This is a genomic window from Acinetobacter lwoffii (assembly GCF_024129435.1).
Taxonomy (GTDB): domain Bacteria; phylum Pseudomonadota; class Gammaproteobacteria; order Pseudomonadales; family Moraxellaceae; genus Acinetobacter; species Acinetobacter lwoffii_F.
The window spans coordinates 25,000-49,375 of sequence record NZ_JAMXXN010000005.1 but is presented as its reverse complement, the minus strand read 5'-3'; the positions used below and the strand labels follow the sequence as shown (position 1 = coordinate 49,375).

The window sequence follows — 24,376 nt, the reverse complement described above, 5'->3', positions numbered from 1 at the left end:
TGATTAATTAAATACTTAGCGATATAGGTCACGATATGGAATTAGTTCTTGAACCTTGGCACTGGTTTGTATTAGGCATCCTTCTGATTCTATCGGAATTACTACTGCCCGCATTTGCTGCCCTGTGGTTCGGGATCGGTGCCATCATGGTTGGCGTCCTGTACTGGATGTTCCCGATGATGGGACTGACGACCCAGCTCCTGACCTGGATCGTACTTTCTATTCTGTGTACGCTGCTCTGGTTTAAGTTTATCAAGCCACTTTCCATTGATAAGACCAAAGCCGGTCTATCGCGTGAAGCGACCATTGGTCAGGTGGGCATGGTGATTCAGACTAATCTGGATCATGGGCAAATCCGGGTGCGCTTTCCGATGCCAGTTTTAGGTTCGGATGAATGGGAATGCCGAACTCTGGACCCAGTTCAGGTCGGAGACCGCGTTCGCGTCGTGGATATTCTGGGTAATGACCTGGTCGTACAACCTCACAGCACGAATTATCAAAATCAATAAGGTGAATAAGCTATGTCTGGTGGTTCTATCATTGTTATCGCGTTTCTGGCCTTTGTTGCGATTACCATTTTTAAAGGTGTGCGGATTGTGCCACAAGGTTACAAATGGATTGTACAGCGTCTGGGTAAATACCACACCACCCTAAATCCGGGCCTGAATTTTGTCATTCCTTATGTCGATGAAGTCGCCTATAAAGTCACAACCAAAGATATCGTTTTGGATATTCCCTCACAGGAAGTGATTACCCGTGATAATGCGGTCCTGCTGATGAATGCCGTGGCTTATATTAATCTGACCACACCAGAAAAAGCCGTGTACGGGATTGAAAACTATTCCTGGGCGATTCAGAACCTGGTGCAAACCTCACTGCGTTCGATTGTCGGGGAAATGGATCTGGATGATGCTTTATCTTCGCGTGATCATATTAAGGCACGCTTAAAATCTAGTATTTCCGATGATATCTCGGACTGGGGTATTACCTTAAAAACTGTAGAAATTCAGGATATTAAACCTTCAATCACCATGCAGACTGCAATGGAAGAACAGGCAGCAGCTGAACGTCAGCGTCGTGCGACCGTCACCAAAGCGGACGGTGAAAAACAGGCCGCGATTCTGGAAGCGGACGGCCGTCTGGAAGCCTCTCGTCGTGATGCTGAAGCGCAAGTGGTACTGGCTGAATCTTCACAACGTGCAATTGACATGGTGACTTCCGCCATTGGTGATAATGAAATTCCGGTCGCCTATTTACTTGGTGAACAGTATATTAAAGCCATGCAAGATATGGCCAAATCGCCAAATGCCAAGACGGTAGTACTTCCAGCCGATGTGTTAAATACGATCCGTGGTGTCATGGGTCGCCCTAACTAATTTATATTTTGACTTTATACATAGGCAGCCCGAGGGTTGCCTATTTTTATTCGCGCAAGAAAATCTCAGCAAAGATTGTGAATTTATGGTTAAATTTCGCGTTTATTTTTGAAATCTACTGGATTTGATGTTGCCTGGCTTTCGGATTAAAGCTTTTCGCAGCTATCTTATTCCTTGTTTCGATCTACTGTCCAACTTAAAAATGGATACCGTATGAGCTCCCTAAATCCAACCTTAATTACTTTTCTTTTCTATATTGTCGCAATGGTGGTGATCGGCCTAATGGCTTATCGCGCGACAAGCAACTTTTCCGATTACATCTTAGGGGGCCGACGTTTAGGGAGTTTCGTAACTGCACTTTCTGCAGGGGCTTCCGACATGAGTGGCTGGCTACTGATGGGTCTGCCCGGTGCGATTTATCTTTCTGGTCTGTCTGAGATGTGGATTGCCATCGGTCTGATCATTGGTGCCTGGCTCAATTGGCTACTGGTCGCTGGTCGTCTGCGGGTGCATACCGAAGTCCAGCACAATGCCCTGACCCTGCCGGATTATTTCTCGAATCGTTTTAACGACCAGAAAAAAATCCTGCGTATTGTTTCGGCTTTCGTGATTCTGATTTTCTTTGCGATTTACTGTGCTTCCGGCATGGTTGCAGGTGCGCGTCTGTTCGAAAGCATGTTTGACATGTCTTACAGCACTGCGCTCTGGATCAGTGCGATTGCCACCATCAGCTATGTGTTTATTGGTGGCTTCCTGGCTGTGAGCTGGACCGATACCATTCAGGCGGGTCTGATGATTTTCGCCCTGTTGCTAACGCCAATCGTGACATTGATGGCATTTTCAGATATGTCCCAGGTGACTTTGGCACTGGAAGCTGCTCGTCCTCAAGCAATGAATATTCTGGGTGATCTGAGCTTTGTTGCGATTATTTCACTACTGGCCTGGGGGCTGGGTTACTTTGGCCAGCCGCATATTTTGGTGCGCTTCATGGCAGCAGATTCGGTCAAGTCGATTCCAAATGCACGTCGTATTGGCATGACCTGGATGATTCTATGTCTGGGTGGTGCGGTGGCAGCCGGCTTCTTCGGGATCGCCTATTTCCAGCAGCATCCAGAACTGGCAGCTGCAGTGAATGCCAATCCTGAAACAGTATTTATGGAACTGACCAAAATCCTGTTTAACCCATGGATTGCAGGTGTGGTGCTTGCTGCCATTCTTGCCGCAGTAATGAGTACTTTAAGCTGTCAGCTCTTGGTCTGCTCAAGTACCCTGACTGAAGATTTCTATAAATCTTTCCTGCGTAAAAATGCCTCGCAAAAAGAACTGGTCTGGGTGGGCCGTTTGATGGTACTGCTGATTGCCTTGCTGGCAATCTGGATGGCGGGCAATCCTGAATCCAAAGTACTTGGTCTGGTGGCTTATGCATGGGCAGGTTTTGGTGCCGCCTTTGGTCCCTTAATTATCCTGTCATTGTTCTGGAAACGTATGACCTTGAATGGTGCCTTGGTGGGAATGATCGTGGGCGCAGTTGTGGTTATTTTCTGGAAGAACCTGTTTGCAGACACTGGCCTGTATGAAATCGTTCCTGGCTTTATCTGTTCAATGCTGGCGATTGTGGTAGTAAGCCTGATGGGCAAAGCGCCAAAAGCAGAAGTGACTGACCGTTTTGAAGAAGCTGAACGCCTGTACAACGAAAGCAAATAATTGTGTAGCAACTAAAAAAGAGGACTTTAAGTCCTCTTTTTTATGGAATGCTCTTATAACTGAGAAGAAAAAATGTTCCAATCAGCTTTTGCGCATAAGCAGGAACCGGGTAATTTGCATCAACTCTTCCGCCTGACCTTCAAAATGGGCAAGTGCCGTTAAGGCTTGATCATGTAACTGCTGTGCATACGCTTGGGCCTGCTCCAGACCCATCAATGCCGGATAGGTCGATTTTTCTACCTGTTCATCCTTGCCGGCGGTTTTACCCAACACTTCGGTATCGGAAATAATATCCAGAATATCATCCTGTACCTGGAAGGCCAGACCAATCGCCTGTCCAAATTCACGCAATTTTGGAATGGCCAGATCGGTACCCTCAAAAATAGTCACCGCCGCCATCATGATCGCGGCACTAATCAAAGCACCGGTTTTATTGCGATGAATATTTTCCAGTGCTTGCTGATCGATTTTCTTGCCTTCAGACTGCAAATCTAAAACCTGACCATTCACCATTTTCGAAGAAGCGGTTGCCAGAATCTGCATCTGCTTCAGTACAATGGAAGCTTCTACCGCTGGCCCCTGATCAAACAGACGACTGCTCAAAGTTTCAAAAGCCATAGACTGCAGGATATCACCTGCCAGCAACGCTGTATCTTCCCCATAAGCTACATGGCAGGTCGGCTGGCCACGACGTAGCAAATCATTGTCCATACACGGCAGATCATCATGGGCCAGTGAATAGCAGTGAATAAACTCGATCGCAACCGCTGCACGGCGCACTGCAGCGCTATTCTGGTTCGGCTTTAATGCGGCGGTGGCATAGCATAGCGCTGGACGTACTCGTTTACCGCCAAGCATCACAGCATGATGGACTGCCGACCTTAACGGTTCCGGAATGGCAAAGGCTTCCAGAGCGGTCAATAAATCCTGTTGAATGCGGTGTTGTGCTTGAGTGAGTGCATGGGTTGATACGTCAGTAATAGATGACACATTCGCCTCGAATACGTAGTCCAGAAAAATAAAATGACAAGCGAATAAATGCCTGTACGCTGATCAGGCATTGTACCTAGAAATGCCTTGAATTTTCAGCCATAAATCGTATTGTTCTGCTGAAATTCGCTATTCAACATCAAATAAGCAAGTCAGAGATTTTAAACAATAAAAAACCACCGCAGAACCGGTGGTTTTATTCAGGCTAAATGTATGCACAGCATTTAAACGAGAACATCTTCTGGTACGCGCACCCAGCCTTCCATCAAGACACGGGCACTACGGCTCATAATCGCTTTTTTCACTTTCCATTCACCATTTTCAAAACTTGCTTGTGCACCGACTCTCAACGTCCCGGAAGGATGACCGAAACGCACCGCTTCACGCTCTACTCCGCCTGCGACCCGGTTCACCAGTGTTCCGGGAATTGCTGCAGCTGTACCAATCGCCACCGCAGCCGTACCCATCATGGCATGATGGAGTTTACCCATAGACAAGGCACGAACTAGAATATCGGTATCTGATTCAGTGACGGTTTTGCCACTTGAAGAGATATAGCTACTCGGTGGTGCAATAAAGGCAATCTTTGGCGTGTGTTGGCGGGTTACGGCTTCGGCAATATCCTGAATCAGTCCCATCTGCTTCGCCGCATAGGCGCGAATCGTTTCGAACTTTGTCAGGGCTGCTACGTCATTATTGATATGATCTTGAAGCTCGGTGCCCTTATAGCCGAGATCTCCCGCATTCAAAAATACCGTGGGAATGCCGGCATTAATCATGGTCACTTCGAAACTGCCAATATTGGGAACTTCCAAAGTATCGACCAGATTGCCTGTTGGAAACATCGAACCGCCTTCAGCATCGTCATCAGCTGGATCCAGAAACTCGATTTGTACTTCGGCCGCAGGAAAGGTTACGCCATCCAGTTCAAAATCCCCTAATTCCTGCACTTGACCATTCTGTATCGGCACATGTGCAATAATGGTTTTCTGAATATTGGCCTGCCAGATCCGTACCATGCACAACCCATTTTCAGGAATACGTTCGGCATCGACCAGACCATTGGAAATGGCAAATGCCCCCACTGCCGCGGTCAGATTGCCGCAGTTGCCACTCCAGTCTACAAAAGGACAATCAATTGACACCTGACCAAATAAATAATCGACATCATGATCAGCGTGTTGGCTTTTTGACAGGATCACCATTTTACTGGTACTGGAACTGGCACCACCCATACCGTCGATCTGTTTCCCGTATGGATCAGGGCTACCAATCACGCGCAGCAAAAGCTGATCACGAATCCGGCCAGGCTGTTGTGCTTCTACAGGCAGATCATCCAGCTTAAAGAAAACACCTTTACTGGTGCCTCCACGCATATAGGTTGCAGGAATCTTGATTTGGGCAGCAAAACTCATGAATGATTTCATCCTTTGACTTATCTTTGTTTTCGTACAGGTTATTCAATATTTATATTCAAAGTATAGTATGTTGAAAGCAAAAATCCTTGACTGCCAGACCTTAGTATAAAAAAACGGCATTTGTGTTGTATTCAAGAAAACAGAGAACTCGTCAGTTACAGTTTCAATAAAATTAATATATTGATTCATTTATACTTTATTTTAGTTATTTATATGAATATTTTTTATCATTCCTCCAACAATATTTCATTCATAGGATGGACTAGGCTTCTTTAGTCTGATCAATTACAATCAGCCACTTATCATTTTCCATTGTCGGGCTGAACACTTTGAATAACGAGTCTTCACAACTTCAGCGTGGCTTAAAGAACCGTCATATTCAGTTGATCGCCATGGGCGGTGCAATTGGCACAGGCTTATTCTTAGGTTCCGCACAGGTGATCCAATCTGCGGGTCCTTCTATTATTTTAGGCTATGCCATTGGGGGCCTGATTGCATTTTTAATCATGCGTCAATTGGGTGAGATGATTGTTCATGAACCTGTCGCAGGTTCATTCAGCCATTTTGCTTATAAATACTGGGGCAAATTTCCCGGTTTCCTTGCGGGTTGGAACTACTGGATTCTGTATATCCTGGTAGCCATGACCGAACTTACTGCGGTTGCGAAATATATCAACTACTGGTGGCCGCATATTCCAGCTTGGGCATCGGTACTGTTTTTCTTTATCGTGATTACACTGGTCAACCTCGGCAATGTGAAATTCTACGGTGAATCAGAATTCTGGCTTTCCATCATTAAAGTCACTGCGGTCATCTCGATGATTGTCTTTGGCCTGTATCTGATCCTGACTGCTGATCCTTCTTCAGGCGCATCTTTTAGCAATCTTTGGACCGCGGGTGGTTTCTTCCCGAATGGTTTTGAAGGTCTGTTCTACATGCTGGCCTTCCTGATGTTTGCCTTCGGTGGTATTGAACTGATCGGTATGGCGGCTGCAGAAGCTGAAAATCCGGAAAAAACCATTCCGAAAGCCATTAATCAGGTGGTTTTCCGTATTCTGATTTTCTATGTTGGTGCCTTGACGATTCTGTTGTCACTCGTGCCTTGGAATCAGCTTGAGCTTGGTGGTCTGGACAAAAGTCCGTTCGTGATGATTTTCAGCCAATTGGGAATTGGCTGGGCAGCGCATTTGCTGAACTTTATTATTCTGACAGCAGCACTATCTGTGTATAACAGTGGTATGTATGCCAACAGCCGTATGCTCTATGGTCTGGCTCAACAAGGAAATGCACCTAAAGTATTCATGAAAGTGAATAAGCAAGGTACGCCAATTCCTGCTGTATTGTTTTCTGCCGTGCTGATTTTCGGCTGTGTGCTACTCAACTACTTCGTGCCTGAAGATGCCTTAAGTCATCTGATTTACATCGTAGTCGGTGCATTGGTATTGAACTGGGCCATGATTACGCTGACCCATCTCAAGTTCATTCAGAGCATGAAAAAGCTAGGACAGAAGACTTCCTTCCCTGCGCTGTGGTCTCCAGCGGGCAATATTCTGGTTCTTGGTTTTATTCTTACGATTCTTTACATCATGTGGACGCAAGGATTCCAGGAATCTATTTTGATGATCCCGCTTTGGATCGTGGTCATGTTCGGTCTGTTTAAGTTACTTAAGCCTAAAAATACCTAGACAACTCCTGTAGCTATGAGTCCTTAAAAGTTATTGCTTCGGCAATAACTTTTTTTTGTATTTTTTACAGTACAATAGCCTTCTTTTCGCGCCCTTAGCTTAACTGGATAGAGCAGTTGCCTCCTAAGCGACCGACGTGGGTTCGAGTCCCGCAGGGCGCACCATCCTTTCAAAATGTGATCTATACTTCAAAAAATTAGCGTTAATCTTCATATTTTTAGAATATTTTTTATACAAAAAATCATTTTTTCTTCATTATTTTATTTCTTTTACTTTCAAATACTTATTTCAAAATGAGGCTATTTTTTGGTGTAAAAACTCTATTTTGATGCTTTTTTAGACTAATTAGTTTTTTCTAGAGCATTTACTCTTATTTTAATTGTGCTATTTTTGTCACATGGAGTAACAAATGATTGCGGATAAATACCCGAAATCTCCAAGAATTTAATAAGTGCAAACAACAACGCTAGATATAAATTTGTACCTCAAGGAAAGACGTAAATGAAATTAAAAACATTAACTACTGCAATGATTCTCGCAACTGTACCAATGACGGGTGCATTTGCTGCGGCAATGGACCGTTCAGGCCAATCTATTGCAGCCTTCCTACAACCTGGTAACTATTTTGAAGCAGGTATTTCTGTTTTAGATGCAGATGTCTCAGGACAAGAAGCTGGCGAATTAGACACACGTCGTTCAATTAGCGATATGGCTGACAGCTATTATTTTCCTAATGCTGCATTAAAATTACAACTTACAGATAAGTTTTCATTTGGTCTCTTATATGACCAACCTTTTGGTGCAAATGCAGAATATAGCGGTAATAACGCTTTTGTATCTCAAGGAACTGACCAAGTTCTCACTCCATCAAGTATCGCGAATATTACTCAAAATTCAGTTAGTCAATTAGTGCAAGCAGCTGGAGCTAGTTTTGCTCCAGCTTTGACTGCTGTTACAGCAGCTGCACCAGCAGGCACTCCACAGCAGAGCTTAGTACTAGGTGCTTTACAGCAAGTTGCTGCATCAAATCCAATCGTTGCAGCAGGCTTACAACAATTACAAGGAACTCAAACTGCTTTAGTGAATGCTAATGCTGCATTAGGTCAAGGCAATACTGAGGTTGAGGTACATACACAAAATCTTAGTTTTGTTTTTGGCTACCAACCAACCCAAAACTGGAATATCTATGCAGGACCAGTATATCAAACTGTTAAAGGCGACTTAAAATTACGCGGACAGGCATATAGTATTTTTAATGGCTATGATGCAAATTTCAAAGAGACGGGAGACTTAGGATGGTTAGCAGGTATGGCTTTCCAAATTCCTGAGATTGCCTTAAAAGCTTCTTTAACTTATCGCTCTGAAATCGACCATAATGCGAGCACTACTGAAAGATTATCAGTTTTAAATAATCCTCTTGCTGCTGCATCAGTTACAGGACTCTTAAATGGTTTAGGTGTACCAACTACTTATACAGATGCAATGACTGAACCTGGTAAAACCAAAATTACTACTCCGCAATCTGTAAACTTAGACTTCCAAACAGGTATCATGGCAGATACCGTAGCATTTGCGAATGTACGTTGGGTAGAGTGGTCTAATTTCTCTATTCGCCCATACCAGTTTGGTAAAATAAGTGAAGCTGTTGGACAATTAGATTCTGTGAATCGTCCAGATGGTTTCCACGTAGTTGAATATGATAAAGATCAATGGTCTGCAACAGTAGGTGTAGGTCGTAAGCTTTCTGAGCAATGGGCTGGGAATGTCTCTGTGGGTTGGGATTCTGGTGCAGGTAATCCAGTTTCAACACTTGGACCAACAGAAGGTTATTGGAATGTTGGTTTAGGCGTTCAATTTAGTCCTACTCCAGCTACATTTATTGCTGGTGGTGTGAAATACTTCTGGTTAGGTGATGCAGAATCACAAACTGCAGCTCAAGTCGGTGAAGATAACCGTATTGTTGGTGACTTCAGCGATAACCATGCAATCGCATATGGCTTAAAAATGGGCTACCGCTTCTAAGCTCTAATTAAATAAAAAACCACTTTCGAGTGGTTTTTTTAACTTTTTTACTCTATTTTTATTCACTTGCATATCATTCGATTATTTTAGCACCAATTAAAATTAACAGAACTTCAATCCTTTCACATTATTTAAAGTTAATTTAATCTGATATTTTTCATATATTTATACCAATAAAATTAGTATAAAAACTCTAATCAAGCCCTTTCCTTAACCGCCTTAGTTCATTTCTTCGACAAAGCTGAGCATTTACTCTTTTTAAATTTATGTTACTTTTCCATCACATTTTTGTTACAGATGGCATCAGGGAACGTACCATGAAGCTTAATAAAATTTATTCTGCTATTTTACTTAGCACTTTACCTCTTTCTGCAGTTCAAGCAGCTGGCTTAGACCGTTCTGGTCAATCTATTTCTGCTTTTTTACAGCCGGGTAACTATGCGGAAGCAGGTATTTCTGTTTTAGATCCAGAAGTTCAAGGTAAAGACAATGCCGGCAATAAAGTCAGCGATATGGCTGAAGATTACTACTTCCCTACTGCTGCTATAAAAATTCAGGCAACTGATAAAATATCTCTGGGTTTACTTTATGACCAGCCATTTGGAGCTGACTCTCAATATGCGCCTGAATCTAATGCTTTTGCTACAGTAAATACCAATACTGGTGTATTGGAAGGCACTTCTGTTGAAGTAAAAACCAATAGCATTACAGCACTTATAGGGTATCAGCCAAATGAGAACTGGAATGTTTATGCCGGACCTGTCTATCAAAGCGTAAAGGCGAAAGTCTCCCTACGTGGTACAGCTTATAGAGGCCCGCAAGTTCTTGGCGGTTATGATATTGACCTTAAAGAAAGTGAAGCTTACGGTTGGTTAGCTGGTTTTGCATATTCTATTCCTGAAATTGCCTTAAAAGCTGCTGTGACTTATCGCTCTGAAATTAAACATGAATTAGATACCACAGAAACCTTCGATTTTGGTACAGATGGGGCTTTATATATTCCTGGATTAACTGGCACATTATTGGGTAAACCAGTAATTCCAACTTACCATAAAGCGGAAATTACTACACCACAATCAGTCAACATTGACTTACAGTCAGGCATTGCAAAAAATACCTTAGCCTTTGCTAATATTCGCTGGGTACATTGGGATCAGTTTGCAGTAAAACCTGCTTATTTATCTCAGCTAACTGGCGCACTCACCGGAAAACAGCAGAATCTTGTCGATTATTCAGATGATCAATGGTCTGCAAATGTGGGTTTAGGTCATAAATTTAACGTTAAATGGTCAGGCTCTGCTGCTGTAGGTTATGACTCTGGTGCAGGAAATCCGGTAACCACCTTGGGTCCAACTGAAGGTTATTGGAGTGTCGGTCTAGGCGGCCAATACAGCCCTGCAGAAAACTATTTTATCCAGGCTGGGGTTAAATACTTCTGGCTAGGAGATGCACAAGCACAAACAGGTGGTGAAGTAAAAGGTAGCTTTGAAGACAACCATGCAATCGGCTATGGTATGAAAATCGGTTACCGTTTCTAATTGCGTTAAAAAATTAGTATTCAACAAGAAAGGGCGCTATAAGCGCCCTTTCTTTTATTACATACACTTAAATATTAAGCTGGAATATCACGTACTGAAGCATTACGAATCGCTTCTTTTAACGCATCATAACCACGAATTGGCGGGAATTGCGGGAATTCAGCAATCACATTTTCAGGCGCATCAAACAGAAAACCATGATCTGCTTCACCCAGCATCGTCGTATCGTTATAAGAATCCCCTGCCGCAATCACACGGAAATTCAAACCATGCAGTGCTTTAACAGCCTGACGTTTTTGATCTGGCTGGCGAAGTTTATAAGCCGAGATCATGCCAGCTTCATCCGTTTCCAATTTATGACAGAAAATCGTCGGCCAATCCAGCTGCTTCATTAGTGGATGCGCAAATTCATAGAAAGTATCTGAAAGGATAATCAGTTGAAAATGCGTACTCACCCATTTCACAAATTCTTTTGCTCCCGGGAACGGCCCCATTTCTGCAATCACTTCCTGAATATCGTTCAAGCCTAAACCGTGCTGTTTTAAAATATTCAGACGTTGGGTCATCAGTACATCATAGTCAGGAATGTCACGAGTCGTCGCTTCAAGCTCTTTAATACCGGTTTTTTTAGCAAAGTTAATCCAGATTTCTGGAACCAACACACCTTCTAAATCTAGACATACGACTTCCATGAACATTCCCTCTAAGTTGTATTGAAAAAATTTTGCACTATCATAGCTGAAGAAACAGATTTTGCACTGTACTTTTTTAAATCTATTTTTTTCATAAGTATTTATTTTTTAGTGATAAGTCAATTAAATCAATTCTATTAAAATAGATGTGAAATTAACTAATATAGGCCATGTCCTTTCCAAGCCTATATCGCCAGGACTCTCATGACCATCATTCCTACTATTGATCGTATTGATGCGCTTGCATCTGAATATGCTGATAAATCGCCCAATGAAATTTTGGCACTTGCACTGAGCCAGCAAGGTGAAATTGCGATTTCATTTTCTGGTGCTGAAGATGTTGTATTGATTGATATGGCGTCGCATCTCGGTAAACCGTTCCGGGTATTCAGTCTGGACACTGGCCGTCTACATGCAGAGACGTATCAGTTTATTGAACGGGTGCGTAAGCATTACAACATCGAAATTGAAATCTGCTTCCCTGAAACGGATGCGGTACAAAATTTAGTGACCGCTAAAGGTTTATTCAGTTTCTTTGAAGATGGCCATCAGGAATGTTGCGGTATACGCAAGGTTCAACCGCTACGTAAAAAACTGGCCACGCTGGACGGCTGGATTACCGGTCAGCGCAAAGACCAAAGTCCGGGTACACGCAATGAAATTCCAGTGGTTCAGGCCGATCCAGGTTTTTCCGGTCCGGGAAAACAGTTGATCAAGTACAATCCTCTTGCCAACTGGTCCAGTGCGGATGTCTGGAGTTATATCCGTATGATGGAAGTCCCTTACAATGCCCTACATGAGAAAGGTTTTGTTTCTATCGGCTGTGAGCCCTGCACTCGCCCTGTGCTGCCAAATCAGCATGAACGCGAAGGTCGCTGGTGGTGGGAAGAAGCTACCCATAAAGAATGTGGCTTACATGCTGGCAATCTAAAAAAATAAAGTTCAGTTTTATCGTTCCTATTGATTGAAAGACTATTTTTTAATAAAGATAGTCTTTTTTAATTGATAATTTTACATTTAGTGACAAGATAGAAATTACCTTTTATCGGGATAATATTATTTTAATTAAAGAATTGATAAAATTTTAGCTCATTGATTTATTTGCATAAAATGTGAAATGGAACACAATGCTATTCTTCTAATAACACATAATTATTAAGTTACACTCCACTTCGCCTAGTAAATACTATTTTTAGAAAACTATTTTAAAACTAAAATTTTCACATTTCATAAACTTAGGAAGATATTTTATTCTTGTCAATAGCCACTTTTTCACAGTTGAGGCAAGATAAAGCAGTTCATTTATATGCTAAAAAAGATATACTTTAAAAACTAAAGTAATAATTCTAACAAGGCTTTTTAGCAAAAAAGCCATAGAGAGTGCAGTGAGGCAATCCACGCTATGCGTCCATTACATCCAATTGATTTTATTTTCTTAACCTTAGAGAAACGGCAGCAGCCTATGCATGTAGGTGGACTATTTTTATTCCAAATTCCCGACAATGCGCCAGCTTCCTTTATTCAGGATCTAGTCACGGATATCCAAAATTCAAAATGCTCTCCAATTCCACCTTTTAACAATTATTTAAACGGCCTGTTTTGGGATGAAGACCAAGAATTTGATTTAGATCATCATTTTCGTCATATTGCCCTGCCAAAACCGGGCCGTATCCGTGAATTGCTAACCTATATTTCTCAAGAACATAGTGCCCTGATTGATCGTGCCAAACCTTTATGGACCTGTCATATTATTGAAGGCATTGAAGGAAACCGTTTTGCCATGTATTTCAAAATTCACCATGCTATGGTGGATGGAATCGCTGGCATGCGTCTGGTAGAAAAGTCGCTTTCACATGATCCAAATGCCAAGAGTATTGTACCGCCATGGTGTGTTGAAGGCCCACGTGCCAAACGCCTTAAAGCACCTAAAGTGAACAGGTTTAAAAATGTCCTGCAGACCATTAAGGGGCAACTGGAATGTGCGCCACGAGTTGCTTATGAACTGTCGCAAACCGTCATGAAAGATATGGGACGCAATCCGGATTATGTATCCAGCTTTCAGGCGCCAAGCAGTATTCTGAATCAACGCGTCAGTGCTTCACGTCGCTTTGCAGCCCAGTCTTTCGAATTTTCACGTTTACGTCATATTTCTAAGGCATTGGGCGTGACCATTAATGATATCGTCCTGGCCATTTGTTCAGGTGCATTACGTGAATATTTATTATCGCAAAATGCCTTACCGAAAAAACCGTTAATTGCTATGGTTCCAGCTTCTGTTCGCAGCGACGATTCAGATATATCCAACCGTATTACCATGATTCTGGCCAATCTGGGTACGCATAAAGAAGATCCGCTGGAACGTCTCAAGATCGTACGTCGCAGTGTGCTGAGTGCCAAAGAACGCTTCAAACGTATGAATGCCAACCAGATTTTGAACTATAGTGCCTTTGTCTACGGTGCAGCAGGTCTGAATATTGCCTCCGGTTTAATGCCGACACGTCAGGCGTTTAACGTCATTATTTCCAATGTACCTGGGCCACAAGAACCATTGTATTGGAATGGTGCACGTCTTGAAGCACTTTATCCGGCTTCCATCGTACTGGATGGTCAGGCCTTGAATATCACTATGACCAGCTATCTAGACAAACTGGAAGTCGGCTTGACCGCATGTCGTAATGCCCTGCCGAAAATGCAGAACTTGCTGACACATCTGGAAGAAGAAATTCAACGTTTTGAACTTATTGTAGATGGCGAACCTGTCCCAAAGTTACGAGCGGTAAGCTAGCCGCGGATGAATAAATAAGATAGATGGACTGCCAAAGATGCTGATCATTTTTGCCAGTCTTTGAGCACAGAATAAAGGGACCGATCTGGTCCCTTTTCTTTATTTTTTGGAATCTTTTTAAATTATTTTAGAAATTTTGGATGACTTCTCTATTTAAACGTCTATCCAAATCATTTTTTGACAAGTTAAAAACAATGCACAAATATAATCAGCTTTTAATAGTACGGCACTGTTGTAATAATTGATGGCAGACGTTACGGATCATGCTCGCGGTAATCTGAACTTCATTACCGCGCTCATCAACGATATATCCCGCATGTACAGTCTTTGGTTCTAATACGTGTTTTAGGCCTTTATGGATTACTGCTTTACTCATACTCATCACACACTCCTTTTGCTAAGCCTGAAACTGGGAGAAACGGCTTTGGCTAATTCATGCATCTAGTATTGTAAATAAAGGCCCGGTTGTAAAATTTCAGATGTAACAAGTGTTTAACGATATTCTGTTACAATTTCAGCTGAGAATGATATCGTATTGCTCTTGCGTATACAGATTTTCCACTTGGAACTTAATCACACGATTAATGAAATGTTCTAGATCAGCGACTGCAGGCGCTTCTGCCGTCAATAATCGATCAATGACAGCAGGATGCGCGACGACAGTAAAGCCACTCTGTGACTCATAAGCACGGGCATAACGCAGAATTTCCCTGAATATTTCGTAACATACTGACTCGGCTGTTTTGACATAACCACGTCCCTGACAGGTCGGACAAGATTCACAGAGCAGATGTTCCAGCGATTCACGGGTGCGTTTCCGGGTCATTTCCACCAAGCCCAGTTCCGACACCTGAGTAATCTTGGTTTTGGCATGGTCACGTTCTAGCATGCGCTCAAACTGTTTCATCACTTCTTCACGATGCTGCGCTTCCTGCATATCAATGAAATCAATGATAATAATGCCGCCGAGATTACGCAGTCGTAACTGACGCGCGATGACATCCGTCGCTTCCATATTGGTTTTAAAAACCGTATCTTCCAGCGAACGGCCACCGACATAAGAACCGGTATTGACATCAATTGTGGCCATGGCTTCCGTCTGGTCAATCATCAGATAACCGCCAGACTTCAAGGCAACTCGGGTTTGCAATGCCTTTTGCAGATCTTCTTCGACATTATACAAGTCAAAAATTGGCCGCTCACCCGGATAATGCAGCAAACGGTCTTTCATGTTCGGGACAAATTCTTCGACAAATTCCTGCAGCTTGGCATGAATTTCACGTGAATCGACATAAATTTTGGCGGTTTCTTCATTGGCCAGATCACGAATCACCCGTTGCGGCAAAGGCAATTCTTCAAAGATCAAGGAAGGTACTGCAATAATCTTTTGCTTGCGCTGGATGTATTCCCAAAGCTTGGCCAGATAAGCCATATCCTGTGCGATGGCTTCTTCTTCAATCCCTTCTGCAGCAGTACGTACAATCACTGAACCTGGCAGCTTATGTTCTGTCTGAATCCGCTCAATGATGGAACGCAAGCGATTACGCTCTTCCTCGGATTCAATCCGTTGCGATACCCCGATATGATTACCATATGGCATCAAGACTAAATAACGCGAAGGAATCGACAGATCGGTAGACAGGCGTGCACCTTTAGTACCGAGCATATCTTTCATCACCTGAACCGTGAGGACTTGTCCCGGTTGAAGTAGCTCAAAGACATTTGGGGTTGGCTGATTGCGGGGCCAGACCATATCATTGATATGTAAAAACGCAGTACGAGAAAGTCCGATATCCACGAAAGCAGCCTGCATGCCGGGTAAGACCCGCACCACTTTTCCTTTATAGACATTCCCTACCAGGCCACGCTTGGCCGTACGCTCGACAAACAGTTCATTGACCGTGCCGTTTTCAATTAACGCGACCCGACATTCCATCGGCGTGACGTTAATCAACAACTCGTCAGACATAACTACACTCAAAACATTATAAGAATTCTTTTCAGCAGTTAATTTAGTGCCTTAACCGTCTGTAATAACTGTACTGTCTCATATAAAGGCAAGCCAACCACATTGGAATAACTGCCCTGTATTTTTGGAATATAACGTGCTGCAATTCCTTGAATTGCATAAGCCCCTGCTTTACCCAGTGGCTCACCTGTCGCCCAGTAACTTTCCATATCTGCAGCGCTCAGGATTTGAAATTCGACCTGTGTGCGTACCACTATACTGTATTTTTCATGCTTTGTACGAACACAGACACCGCTATATACATCATGCCACCGACCGGAGATTTTTGTCCACATTTCAATCGCATGTTGTTTGGATTCAGGTTTGCCCAAAATCTCCTGATCCACCCCCAAACTGGTGTCCGCAGCAATAATAATTGCATCAGGATAAAGCTCTGCCACGGCATCGGCTTTGGCACGTGCCAGACGTTCAACATAGGCTGCGACCGACTCGCCTGCTTGTACAGATTCGTCGATCTCGGGACTGTAAATATCGAAGCTCAGCCCGAGTTGTTGCAATAACTCGCGACGCCGGGGTGAGCTCGAAGCTAGAATTATATGCGCCATTTTTTGAGCATATAATAAATAGCAGGCCAAACCAGAATACTGGTCAGCATCGGAATCCAGTGCCGTGCATAAGAAAATTGCACGCCAGCTATAATCTGGGTAAAAAAGATCATCAGCAGATATGCGACAATCGCCAGCCCCATAATCACCCAGAGATTATTAAAGGTCAGGATACGGCGTTCACGGGTCAGAAAGCGAGCTAAAAAGGCAATAATGATAAAGCTCAGCGCATTCAGACCCAAAGGTGCATCCAGCAGCAGATCAATAAAAATACCCGTACCAAAGGCAAACCAGATCCCGCACCAGGTTGGCTGACATAACACCCAGAAGAGCATGATCATCAGCATAAACAGCGGACGCCAGCCCGAGAGATTATAGGAAAGTGGATAGACCATTAAAATAGAAGCCACAATCACCGAAATGACAATAGCCATTAAAGGATCACGATGCTTTCTGGATTTCATCTTAGCGATTGACATGCGGTTGCTCCATCGCTAATGAATCGGAAAATAACACCACCACATGATGTCCACCGGCCAGCTGAGCCGCAGGCGTCACATCAATCTGGGCAAATTCACCAGAATTATGGCGTTGTACTTTAGATACCTGCCCCACCAGATAACCTGCCGGGAAATGTTGTCCCAAGCCCGAACTATAGACTTTTTCACCGACCTTGATATTGGCACTGGTCGGTACATATTCCATTTTTAAACGTCCCAGATCACCTGTGCCCGAAACAATGGCACGCATACCGGTATGTTCCAGGCGCACTGACAGTGAATGTTCTTTATCGGACAACAGCATGACCCGGCTACTATGCGGATAGACATTGATAATCTGTCCCATGATACCCTTGTCATCCAGTACCGTTTGCCCGACTTTCAGCTCGTTATTCGAACCCCGGTTGATCACGATAATATGCCGTAATGGATCAGCATCGGTACCAATCACTTCGGCAATTTCAATACGCCCATCAATGATCAGCGGCGTGTCCAATAGACCGCGCAAACGGGTATTTTCAGCAGAAAGTTCAGAGATTTTTTGTAAGCGTACCTGTGCCTGTAACAGCTCGGCCTGCATCGCGGTATTTTCCCGACGCAATTGAGCTTCAGACTTGGTTTGTTGATTCAACCACTCTCGCGACAATACCGGATAGCTGGCCACCGCATAAATAGGATTATAAGCAGCGTACAGGACATCCCTTGCAGGTTGAACAACATGCGGCATGCGCCAATCAAAGAAAAGCACCACCAAGCATGTTACCAATGCAATGATAAAAGAGCGAAAAGATGGCGGTTGTCGAGAAAACAGATGTGCTTGCACCCGCCGGATCCTTTTCTTAGCCTACGAATAACATGTCATGATTTGGGTTGTCGAAAAATTCGAGTACCTTGCCGCCACCACGTGTCACGCATGATAGTGGATCTTCTGCCACCACCACCGGCAGGCCAGTTTCTTTGGCAAGCAGCTTGTCCAGGTTACGCAGTAATGCACCACCACCAGTTAACACGATACCACGTTCAGCGATGTCCGAAGAAAGCTCAGGAGGGGTATGTTCTAAAGCAGATTTCACCGCAGACACGATGTTTTGTAATGGATCAGAAATCGCTTGGGTGACTTCGTCAGAATTAACCACGATTGCGCGAGGCACACCTTCTGCGAGGTTACGGCCACGAACTTCAATTTCAAGCGGTTTAGCACCTTCATCTGGCAACGCCATACCCACTTCTTTTTTGATTACTTCAGCCGTGGTTTCGCCGATCACACAGCCATGCGCTTTACGCACATAGTTAATGATCTGCTCATCAAAGACATCACCGCCAATACGTAAAGAATCGGCATAAACACAACCCTGCAGCGAGATAATCGCAATTTCAGTAGTACCACCGCCCACATCAACCACCATCGAACCACAAGCCTGCTCGACTGGCATCCCTGCACCAATCGCTGCTGCCATTGGCTCTTCGATTAAACGTACATCACGTGCGCCCGCATTAAACACGGCTTCACGAATGGCACGGCGCTCAACCAGAGTCGATTTACATGGCACGCAAACCACCACACGCGGTGCCGGAGTGAATAAACGGTTTTCATGTACTTTGCGAATAAACTGATTCAGCATGGTCTCAGTGACTTCAAAATCCGCAATCACCCCGTCTTTCATAGGACGGATCGCCGAGATATTGGCTGGGGTACGACCTAGCATTTGCTTCGCTTCAAGACCGACTGCCGCAACAATTTTATGTGAACCACTATGACGGATGGCTACAACCGTCGGTTCATTTAATATAATGCCTCGTCCTGGCGCATAAATAAGTGTATTTGCTGTACCTAAATCAATGGCAAGATCGGGCGAAAACAAGCCTATTAGTCGTTTTAGAATCACGGGGACGTTCTCAGTTAAACTTTATATGGACGCAAGGTGGCCACTTTAACTAAATGTGATGATTTGGACAAGTCAATCGCTTATCATAACGCATGATAATTTGAATTTTTTTAATACTGATTAGGTAATATTATGTCTACATCGGATGCACAGCATTCTGCAGATTTAAGTGCAGAAACAGTTTCAGCTATTGCCAACCTTGCACGGTTATCTCTCAATGATACGCAATCTGCTGAATATGCTCAAAGTTTAAATAAAATTTTAGGCATGATGGAAACCCTGAAAGGCATCAATACCGATGGTGTTGAACCCCTGAAAAGCCCTTTCGACCACCCTCAGCCGCTACGTGATGATGTGGTTACCGAAACCAATCATCGTGAGCAATACCAGGCAGTTGCACCAGCTGTTCAGGATGGCTTGTACCTCGTACCGCGCGTGATTGAGTAATTACTACCCAGTTCATTCTTTTTATTAAATTAAACGTAAAGAATTATTTCTCATGACAGATTTACATCGCTTATCCATTCGTGAACTTAGTGAAGGTCTGGCAAATGCCCAGTTTTCATCTCGCGAATTGACTGAACATTACTTAAAGCGCATTGCAAAAATTGATGCACAGGTCAAGGCTTATGTGACCGTAACTGCTGAACAGGCGTTGGCTGAAGCTGATGCTGCCGATGCTGCAATCAAAGCTGGCAATGCCTCTGCCCTGACTGGTGTGCCAGTTGCCCACAAAGATATTTTCTGTACCCAAGGCATCAAGACTACTGCCGGTTCTAAAATGCTGGACAATTTTATCTCTCCTTACGATGCGACCGTTGTAGCGAAAGGCAAAGCTGCGGGCCTGGTCACTTTAGGTAAAGTGAACATGGACGAATTCGCGATGGGTTCGACCTCTGAGAACTCATATTACGGCGCAACGGCTAATCCTTGGAACCTGGGTCATGTCCCTGGCGGTTCTTCAGGCGGCTCTGCAGCAGCTGTGGCAGCCGATCTAGCACCATTTGCAACTGGTACTGACACCGGCGGTTCTATCCGTCAGCCTGCGTCTTTCTGTGGTCTGACCGGTCTTAAACCGACTTACGGTCGTGTATCGCGCTTCGGTATGATTGCCTATGCATCATCACTAGACCAAGGTGGTCCAATGGCACGTTCTGCAGAAGACTGTGCTTACCTGATGAATGTCATGGCCGGTCATGATGCCAAAGATTCAACTTCAATGGATCAAGTGGTAGATAACTATGTCGCGAACCTGAACGCTACCTCAGTAAAAGGTTTACGCATTGGTATTCCAAAACAGTATTTTAATGTTGCTGGCCTAGCTGAAGATGTTAAAGCACGTGTCGAAGAATCACTTAAAAAGTTAGAAGAAATGGGCGCTACGCTTGTTGAGATCGACCTCAACATGACTGAAAGCTATGTTCCGACTTATTACCTGATCGCACCTGCCGAAGCTTCTTCGAACCTATCACGTTTTGATGGCGTACGTTATGGCTATCGCGCAGAAAATCCTGTGGACCTGATGGACCTGTACAAGCGTTCACGTTCAGAAGGTTTTGGTGCAGAAGTGCAACGCCGTATCCTGATTGGTACGTATGCCCTGTCTGCAGGTTATTACGATGCTTACTATGTAAAAGCACAGAAAGTACGTCGCCTGATCCAGCAAGATTTCCTTAAAGCATTTGAATTGGTCGATGTCATTGCAGCACCTTCTGCGCCAACGACTGCCTATAAAATTGGTGCAGATTTAACGCCAGTTGAAATGTACCTGGGCGATATTTATACGCTTGCGGTAAATCTGGCAGGTCTTCCTGCGATTAACGCGCCTGTCGGTTTTGACCAAAATAACTTGCCAGTTGGCTTACAGCTGATTGGTAATTACTGGTCAGAATCTCAATTGTTGTCTGTGGTACACCAGTATCAACAGGCCACCGATTGGCATACAAAACGCGCTGCAATTGCTGAGGAGAACGCATAATGGCTCAAGCTCAAAAATCGGCTAAACCAAAATCCAACCTGATTGATGGTTGGGAAGTCGTTATTGGTATCGAGATTCACACTCAGCTTGCCACCAATACCAAAATTTTTTCAGGTTCATCGACTGTTTTCGGTAATGATCCAAACACGCAAGCCAGCCTGGTTGATTTGGCTATGCCGGGCGTATTACCGGTATTAAACAAAGAAGTGGTTGATCTTGCGATTCGCTTTGGTTTGGGCATCGATGCTTACATCGATCAGGCGTCTGTATTTGCGCGTAAAAACTACTTCTATCCGGACTCTCCAAAAGGCTACCAGATTAGCCAGATGGACAACCCGATTGTGGGCTTGGGTCATATCGACATCCAGCTTGAAGATGGCACGGTTAAACGCATTGGCGTAACGCGCGCGCACCTTGAAGAAGATGCAGGTAAATCGATCCATGACCAGTTCGAAGGTATGTCAGGCATCGACTTGAACCGTGCTGGTACGCCGCTGCTTGAAATCGTTTCTGAACCGGATATGCGTTCGGTTGAAGAAGCGGTTGCTTATATCAAGGCAATTCACACTTTAGTGCGCTGGTTAGGTATTTCTGACGGTAACATGGCGGAGGGTTCGTTCCGTTGTGACTGTAACGTGTCGTTACGTCGTCCGGGTCAACCGTTTGGTACACGTTGTGAATTGAAAAACCTGAACTCATTCCGTTTCATTGAACAAGCGATCAATGTTGAAATTGAACGTCAAATGGAAATTCTGGACTGGGATGGCACCATTGATCAGGAAACGCGTCTGTTCGACCCTGTGAAAATGGAAACGCGTTCGATGCGTTCTAAAGAAGAAGCGAACGATTACCGCTACTTCCCTGACCCAGACTTGTTGCCTGTAGTCATTGCGGATGAGCAAATCGAAGCCATTAAAGCAACCATGCCTGAGCTTCCTGCTGCACGTCGTGCGCGTTTCGTGGCGGACTTTGCGGTAACTGAGTACGATGCTCACGTGCTTACATTGACTCGTGAAATGTCAGAGTTTTATGAGGAAGTCGTAAAAGCTGCTGGCGGTGCTACACAAGGTAAGATTGCAGCTAACTGGGTTATGGGCGAATTCTCAGGTGCTTTAAACAAAGCTGGTTTAGACCTTGCTGACTCTCCTGTATCTGCTGAGAAATTGGGTGGTATGATCGCACGTATTGTGGACAACACCATTAACGGTAAGATCGCGAAACAAGTATTCGGCTTTATGTGGGAAGAAGGCAAAACTGCGGACGAAATTATTGCTGAAAAAGGCTTGAAACAGGAAACTGATACAAGCGCAATTGAAGCGATTATTAAGGAAGTGCTTGCTGCCAACGAGAAGATGGTTGAGGAATATAAGTCTGGTAAAGAGAAAGCCTTTAACGGTCTTGTGGGTCAAGTAATGAAAGCTGCAAAAGGTAAAGCCAACCCTGCACAAGTAAATGAATTAATGAAGAAATTGATTGGTTAATACCAATTGATTTTGAAATAAAAAACCCGCTTTAGAGCGGGTTTTTTCTTAAAGATATGCTTCTTTTAATAGAATATTTAAATAATCATAAAAATCATTTAGTCTTTTATAAATGACTTCTTTTTCATAGTCTGAAAAAACTTCTTTTAAATTGGGATTTCGATCTAAATTTATTTTTACACAGATGTTAGTAGGACTTATTAAGAAGATTCTTTTCAAAATTACTGTATTATCATCCTGATCCTTTTCATCTTCTTGCTTATCAATAGTAGCATTACCAATCCAACAAAACCTGAGTTGCATTGCTGCTGATTCAAGTTTTGTGATTATGTCCAATGTTGAGTTATTCAACTCATATAATTTTTTAATTTCATTACTGTCAACCCCTATATAAAAACCATCAGTTTCTAAAATTTTCATAATTTCCCAACGATAGTTTTCAAATTCATCAGACCATTTTTTCTCATTCGCTTTAAAAACAGCATCTTCTCGATTTCGAAGATTTTCAGCATTATCACTTAACCTATATTTCGCTGTAATTTCTCTTTGTTTGGATACGATGTTCTTTAATTCACCTAACATTTTTATTTTAGAGGTTTCAAATAACTGTCTTTTCCATAAATCAAATCCCAGTAAAACCGCAATAGGTGCCATAAATGCCCCAACACCTAAAAATATAGAAATAAGATCATATCTCGACCATTTAGCTACATCCTTACTATTTAACCCAAGATCTTCAGGATACAAACTACCTAAATAAAAATAGAGAATAGTTAATGCTAAAGTTAAAAAAATGTAGACTACAATAAAAATAGCAATTTTTTGCAAGAGCTTTTTAGGAAAAAACATACACCATACGAACCAGATTAAGTAAATTAGATCAGCAACTAAACATGTAAAATAATAAAGATATTTATTTGAAAAAAGTTCCAATTACAAATTTCCCCTCATTTAAATCTAAGAGCATAAACATCTAATTATTAGAGTAATTTTATATTATACGATTTAAAAATCCGCTTGTAATGTAAAAAATCTAGTTTAATCAAAGATCTTTTTTTCAAAAATAACTTTAACTTAAGAATGAAATACACCTAACCAAAACAACATATCCATCAAAAAAGTATCCTCAATTGCCAAACTTGAAGACTTAGGACGTATTCAGCTTTCAAAGTCTTTATTTATGCGTGACTTCCTCTATAGCGAAATCGCCAACTGGTACGGTGTACCCAACTTCCCCGATCATCCTGACATTGCTATTCGTACAGGTACGGAACTCTGTCAACAACTACTCGAACCACTCCAAGACAAGTTTGGACGTATCGCGATTCGTTCAGCCTATTGCTCGCCAAGCGTCAACCAACTCGGCAACGAAAAAGGACATAACTGCGCAAGTAACGAGAAAAACTTTGCCAGCCACATTTGGGACTATCCCGATGCAAAAGGTTATGGGGCAACGGCGTGTATTGTCATTCCATCATTTTTAGCACTGTATGAAAAAGATCAAGCCAATTGGCAAAAACTCGTCTTTTGGATTCATAATAATTTGAATTAAAACCACCTACAATTTTTCCCAAAACTTTGTGCATTTAATATTGGTTGGCATGAACAACCTGCACGCGAAATTTATAGTTATATTCAACCCAAAGGCTATTTGCTGCGTGGTGAAGCTGTGAATAAAGAATTTGAGAAATTTTATCCTGATTTATTGTAATCATTAATCCCCCCAAATCCCCCTTTTTCAAAGGAG

The 24,376-nt window shown here is 43.1% G+C and carries 22 protein-coding genes and 1 tRNA gene; 13 read left to right on the top strand and 10 right to left on the bottom strand.

All coding sequences use genetic code 11. The features are described 5' to 3' along the window. Positions 1-35 precede the first annotated feature (35 nt). The 3 genes from NI455_RS04775 to putP all read left to right on the top strand — a co-directional run bounded on the left by NI455_RS04775 (position 36) and on the right by putP (position 3,080). The gene (locus NI455_RS04775; protein WP_005247004.1) at positions 36-509 is read left to right on the top strand and encodes an NfeD family protein; all 474 of its coding nucleotides are present in this window, start codon (positions 36-38) and stop codon (positions 507-509) included. Between the two features lie 12 nt (positions 510-521). After that, entirely contained in the window at positions 522-1,376 is an 855-nt protein-coding gene (locus NI455_RS04770; protein WP_004279377.1) for an SPFH domain-containing protein, read from the top strand. Positions 1,377-1,589: 213 nt separating this feature from the next. Then, positions 1,590-3,080 (top strand): sodium/proline symporter PutP, encoded by a 1,491-nt coding sequence (putP, locus tag NI455_RS04765; protein ID WP_253112713.1) that lies wholly within the window; start codon positions 1,590-1,592, stop codon positions 3,078-3,080. Positions 3,081-3,161: 81 nt separating this feature from the next. On the opposite strand, the gene NI455_RS04760 is transcribed toward putP, so the two are convergent. Together NI455_RS04760 and prpF are read right to left on the bottom strand one after the other, a co-directional pair. After that, a complete protein-coding gene (locus tag NI455_RS04760) occupies positions 3,162-4,070 on the bottom strand; it encodes a polyprenyl synthetase family protein (protein WP_253112712.1) in 909 nt (302 codons plus the stop codon). A 224-nt stretch (positions 4,071-4,294) separates the two neighbouring features. Next, complete coding sequence (gene prpF, locus NI455_RS04755; protein ID WP_253112709.1) at positions 4,295-5,485, bottom strand: 2-methylaconitate cis-trans isomerase PrpF; 1,191 nt, start codon at positions 5,483-5,485, stop codon at positions 4,295-4,297. A gap of 332 nt (positions 5,486-5,817) precedes the next feature. Here prpF and NI455_RS04750 point away from each other — a divergent pair, with 332 nt between their 5' ends. The 4 genes from NI455_RS04750 to NI455_RS04735 all read left to right on the top strand — a co-directional run bounded on the left by NI455_RS04750 (position 5,818) and on the right by NI455_RS04735 (position 10,733). After that, complete coding sequence (locus tag NI455_RS04750) at positions 5,818-7,173, top strand: amino acid permease (RefSeq protein ID WP_086044033.1); 1,356 nt, start codon at positions 5,818-5,820, stop codon at positions 7,171-7,173. 88 nt (positions 7,174-7,261) lie between these two features. Beyond that, positions 7,262-7,337, top strand: a tRNA-Arg gene (locus tag NI455_RS04745). 337 nt (positions 7,338-7,674) lie between these two features. After that, entirely contained in the window at positions 7,675-9,195 is a 1,521-nt protein-coding gene (locus tag NI455_RS04740; RefSeq protein WP_253112706.1) for an outer membrane protein transport protein, read from the top strand. Positions 9,196-9,512: 317 nt separating this feature from the next. Further along, positions 9,513-10,733 carry an OmpP1/FadL family transporter gene (locus NI455_RS04735; protein ID WP_253112703.1) on the top strand — a complete coding sequence of 407 codons (1,221 nt, stop codon included), beginning with the start codon at positions 9,513-9,515 and terminating at the stop codon, positions 10,731-10,733. A gap of 74 nt (positions 10,734-10,807) precedes the next feature. Here NI455_RS04735 and thrH read toward each other — a convergent pair whose 3' ends face one another. Next, positions 10,808-11,425 carry a bifunctional phosphoserine phosphatase/homoserine phosphotransferase ThrH gene (gene thrH, locus NI455_RS04730; RefSeq protein WP_004646225.1) on the bottom strand — a complete coding sequence of 206 codons (618 nt, stop codon included), beginning with the start codon at positions 11,423-11,425 and terminating at the stop codon, positions 10,808-10,810. Positions 11,426-11,629: 204 nt separating this feature from the next. Between thrH and NI455_RS04725 the strand changes: the two genes are divergently transcribed. Beyond that, positions 11,630-12,364 carry a phosphoadenylyl-sulfate reductase gene (locus tag NI455_RS04725; protein ID WP_005247015.1) on the top strand — a complete coding sequence of 245 codons (735 nt, stop codon included), beginning with the start codon at positions 11,630-11,632 and terminating at the stop codon, positions 12,362-12,364. A gap of 463 nt (positions 12,365-12,827) precedes the next feature. Beyond that, positions 12,828-14,210, top strand: a complete 1,383-nt coding sequence (locus NI455_RS04720) for a WS/DGAT/MGAT family O-acyltransferase (RefSeq protein ID WP_005251228.1) — start codon at positions 12,828-12,830, stop codon at positions 14,208-14,210. Positions 14,211-14,418: 208 nt separating this feature from the next. Here the strand turns inward: NI455_RS04720 and NI455_RS04715 are convergent, their stop codons facing one another. The 6 genes from NI455_RS04715 to NI455_RS04690 form a co-directional block, all read right to left on the bottom strand. Continuing rightward, positions 14,419-14,592 (bottom strand): PA1571 family protein, encoded by a 174-nt coding sequence (locus tag NI455_RS04715; protein WP_004646222.1) that lies wholly within the window; start codon positions 14,590-14,592, stop codon positions 14,419-14,421. Positions 14,593-14,724: 132 nt separating this feature from the next. After that, on the bottom strand, positions 14,725-16,179 hold the full coding sequence (gene rng, locus NI455_RS04710) for a ribonuclease G (protein ID WP_005104700.1): 1,455 nt from the start codon (positions 16,177-16,179) through the stop codon (positions 14,725-14,727). A gap of 38 nt (positions 16,180-16,217) precedes the next feature. Continuing rightward, positions 16,218-16,784: a Maf-like protein gene (locus NI455_RS04705; protein ID WP_005107586.1), complete on the bottom strand. Its 567-nt coding sequence runs from the start codon at positions 16,782-16,784 to the stop codon at positions 16,218-16,220. Further along, a complete protein-coding gene (gene mreD / locus NI455_RS04700; protein ID WP_004730376.1) occupies positions 16,772-17,263 on the bottom strand; it encodes a rod shape-determining protein MreD in 492 nt (163 codons plus the stop codon). Before mreD ends, NI455_RS04705 begins: the two co-directional genes overlap by 13 nt. Continuing rightward, positions 17,250-18,107 carry a rod shape-determining protein MreC gene (gene mreC / locus NI455_RS04695; protein WP_004279362.1) on the bottom strand — a complete coding sequence of 286 codons (858 nt, stop codon included), beginning with the start codon at positions 18,105-18,107 and terminating at the stop codon, positions 17,250-17,252. Before mreC ends, mreD begins: the two co-directional genes overlap by 14 nt. A 16-nt stretch (positions 18,108-18,123) precedes the next feature. Then, positions 18,124-19,170, bottom strand: a complete 1,047-nt coding sequence (locus NI455_RS04690; protein WP_004279360.1) for a rod shape-determining protein — start codon at positions 19,168-19,170, stop codon at positions 18,124-18,126. Positions 19,171-19,302: 132 nt separating this feature from the next. Between NI455_RS04690 and gatC the strand changes: the two genes are divergently transcribed. Genes gatC through gatB form a run of 3 tightly spaced genes read left to right on the top strand, consistent with a single transcriptional unit; the run spans position 19,303 to position 22,629 of the window. After that, positions 19,303-19,617 carry an Asp-tRNA(Asn)/Glu-tRNA(Gln) amidotransferase subunit GatC gene (gatC, locus tag NI455_RS04685; RefSeq protein WP_064095715.1) on the top strand — a complete coding sequence of 105 codons (315 nt, stop codon included), beginning with the start codon at positions 19,303-19,305 and terminating at the stop codon, positions 19,615-19,617. 52 nt (positions 19,618-19,669) lie between these two features. Beyond that, positions 19,670-21,148, top strand: a complete 1,479-nt coding sequence (gatA, locus tag NI455_RS04680) for an Asp-tRNA(Asn)/Glu-tRNA(Gln) amidotransferase subunit GatA (protein ID WP_253112699.1) — start codon at positions 19,670-19,672, stop codon at positions 21,146-21,148. Continuing rightward, positions 21,148-22,629, top strand: a complete 1,482-nt coding sequence (gene gatB, locus NI455_RS04675; protein WP_253112697.1) for an Asp-tRNA(Asn)/Glu-tRNA(Gln) amidotransferase subunit GatB — start codon at positions 21,148-21,150, stop codon at positions 22,627-22,629. The genes gatA and gatB overlap by 1 nt, the downstream gene beginning before the upstream one ends. A gap of 48 nt (positions 22,630-22,677) precedes the next feature. Here the strand turns inward: gatB and NI455_RS04670 are convergent, their stop codons facing one another. Next, the gene (locus NI455_RS04670; RefSeq protein WP_219309939.1) at positions 22,678-23,478 is read right to left on the bottom strand and encodes a hypothetical protein; all 801 of its coding nucleotides are present in this window, start codon (positions 23,476-23,478) and stop codon (positions 22,678-22,680) included. 331 nt (positions 23,479-23,809) lie between these two features. Here NI455_RS04670 and NI455_RS04665 point away from each other — a divergent pair, with 331 nt between their 5' ends. After that, complete coding sequence (locus NI455_RS04665; RefSeq protein ID WP_253112694.1) at positions 23,810-24,181, top strand: hypothetical protein; 372 nt, start codon at positions 23,810-23,812, stop codon at positions 24,179-24,181. Positions 24,182-24,376 lie beyond the last annotated feature (195 nt).

What these genes read in the sequence shown, in the direction of transcription:
- NI455_RS04775 (WP_005247004.1), top strand. Translation starts at nt 36, where the DNA reads ATGGAATTAGTTCTTGAACCTTGGCACTGGTTTGTATTAGGCATCCTT.
- NI455_RS04770 (WP_004279377.1), top strand. Translation starts at nt 522, where the DNA reads ATGTCTGGTGGTTCTATCATTGTTATCGCGTTTCTGGCCTTTGTTGCG.
- putP (WP_253112713.1), top strand. Translation starts at nt 1,590, where the DNA reads ATGAGCTCCCTAAATCCAACCTTAATTACTTTTCTTTTCTATATTGTC.
- prpF (WP_253112709.1), bottom strand. Translation starts at nt 5,485, where the DNA reads ATGAGTTTTGCTGCCCAAATCAAGATTCCTGCAACCTATATGCGTGGA.
- NI455_RS04740 (WP_253112706.1), top strand. Translation starts at nt 7,675, where the DNA reads ATGAAATTAAAAACATTAACTACTGCAATGATTCTCGCAACTGTACCA.
- NI455_RS04735 (WP_253112703.1), top strand. Translation starts at nt 9,513, where the DNA reads ATGAAGCTTAATAAAATTTATTCTGCTATTTTACTTAGCACTTTACCT.
- thrH (WP_004646225.1), bottom strand. Translation starts at nt 11,425, where the DNA reads ATGGAAGTCGTATGTCTAGATTTAGAAGGTGTGTTGGTTCCAGAAATC.
- NI455_RS04725 (WP_005247015.1), top strand. Translation starts at nt 11,630, where the DNA reads ATGACCATCATTCCTACTATTGATCGTATTGATGCGCTTGCATCTGAA.
- NI455_RS04720 (WP_005251228.1), top strand. Translation starts at nt 12,828, where the DNA reads ATGCGTCCATTACATCCAATTGATTTTATTTTCTTAACCTTAGAGAAA.
- NI455_RS04715 (WP_004646222.1), bottom strand. Translation starts at nt 14,592, where the DNA reads ATGAGTATGAGTAAAGCAGTAATCCATAAAGGCCTAAAACACGTATTA.
- rng (WP_005104700.1), bottom strand. Translation starts at nt 16,179, where the DNA reads ATGTCTGACGAGTTGTTGATTAACGTCACGCCGATGGAATGTCGGGTC.
- NI455_RS04705 (WP_005107586.1), bottom strand. Translation starts at nt 16,784, where the DNA reads ATGGCGCATATAATTCTAGCTTCGAGCTCACCCCGGCGTCGCGAGTTA.
- mreD (WP_004730376.1), bottom strand. Translation starts at nt 17,263, where the DNA reads ATGTCAATCGCTAAGATGAAATCCAGAAAGCATCGTGATCCTTTAATG.
- gatC (WP_064095715.1), top strand. Translation starts at nt 19,303, where the DNA reads ATGTCTACATCGGATGCACAGCATTCTGCAGATTTAAGTGCAGAAACA.
- gatA (WP_253112699.1), top strand. Translation starts at nt 19,670, where the DNA reads ATGACAGATTTACATCGCTTATCCATTCGTGAACTTAGTGAAGGTCTG.
- gatB (WP_253112697.1), top strand. Translation starts at nt 21,148, where the DNA reads ATGGCTCAAGCTCAAAAATCGGCTAAACCAAAATCCAACCTGATTGAT.
- NI455_RS04670 (WP_219309939.1), bottom strand. Translation starts at nt 23,478, where the DNA reads ATGTTTTTTCCTAAAAAGCTCTTGCAAAAAATTGCTATTTTTATTGTA.
- NI455_RS04665 (WP_253112694.1), top strand. Translation starts at nt 23,810, where the DNA reads ATGCGTGACTTCCTCTATAGCGAAATCGCCAACTGGTACGGTGTACCC.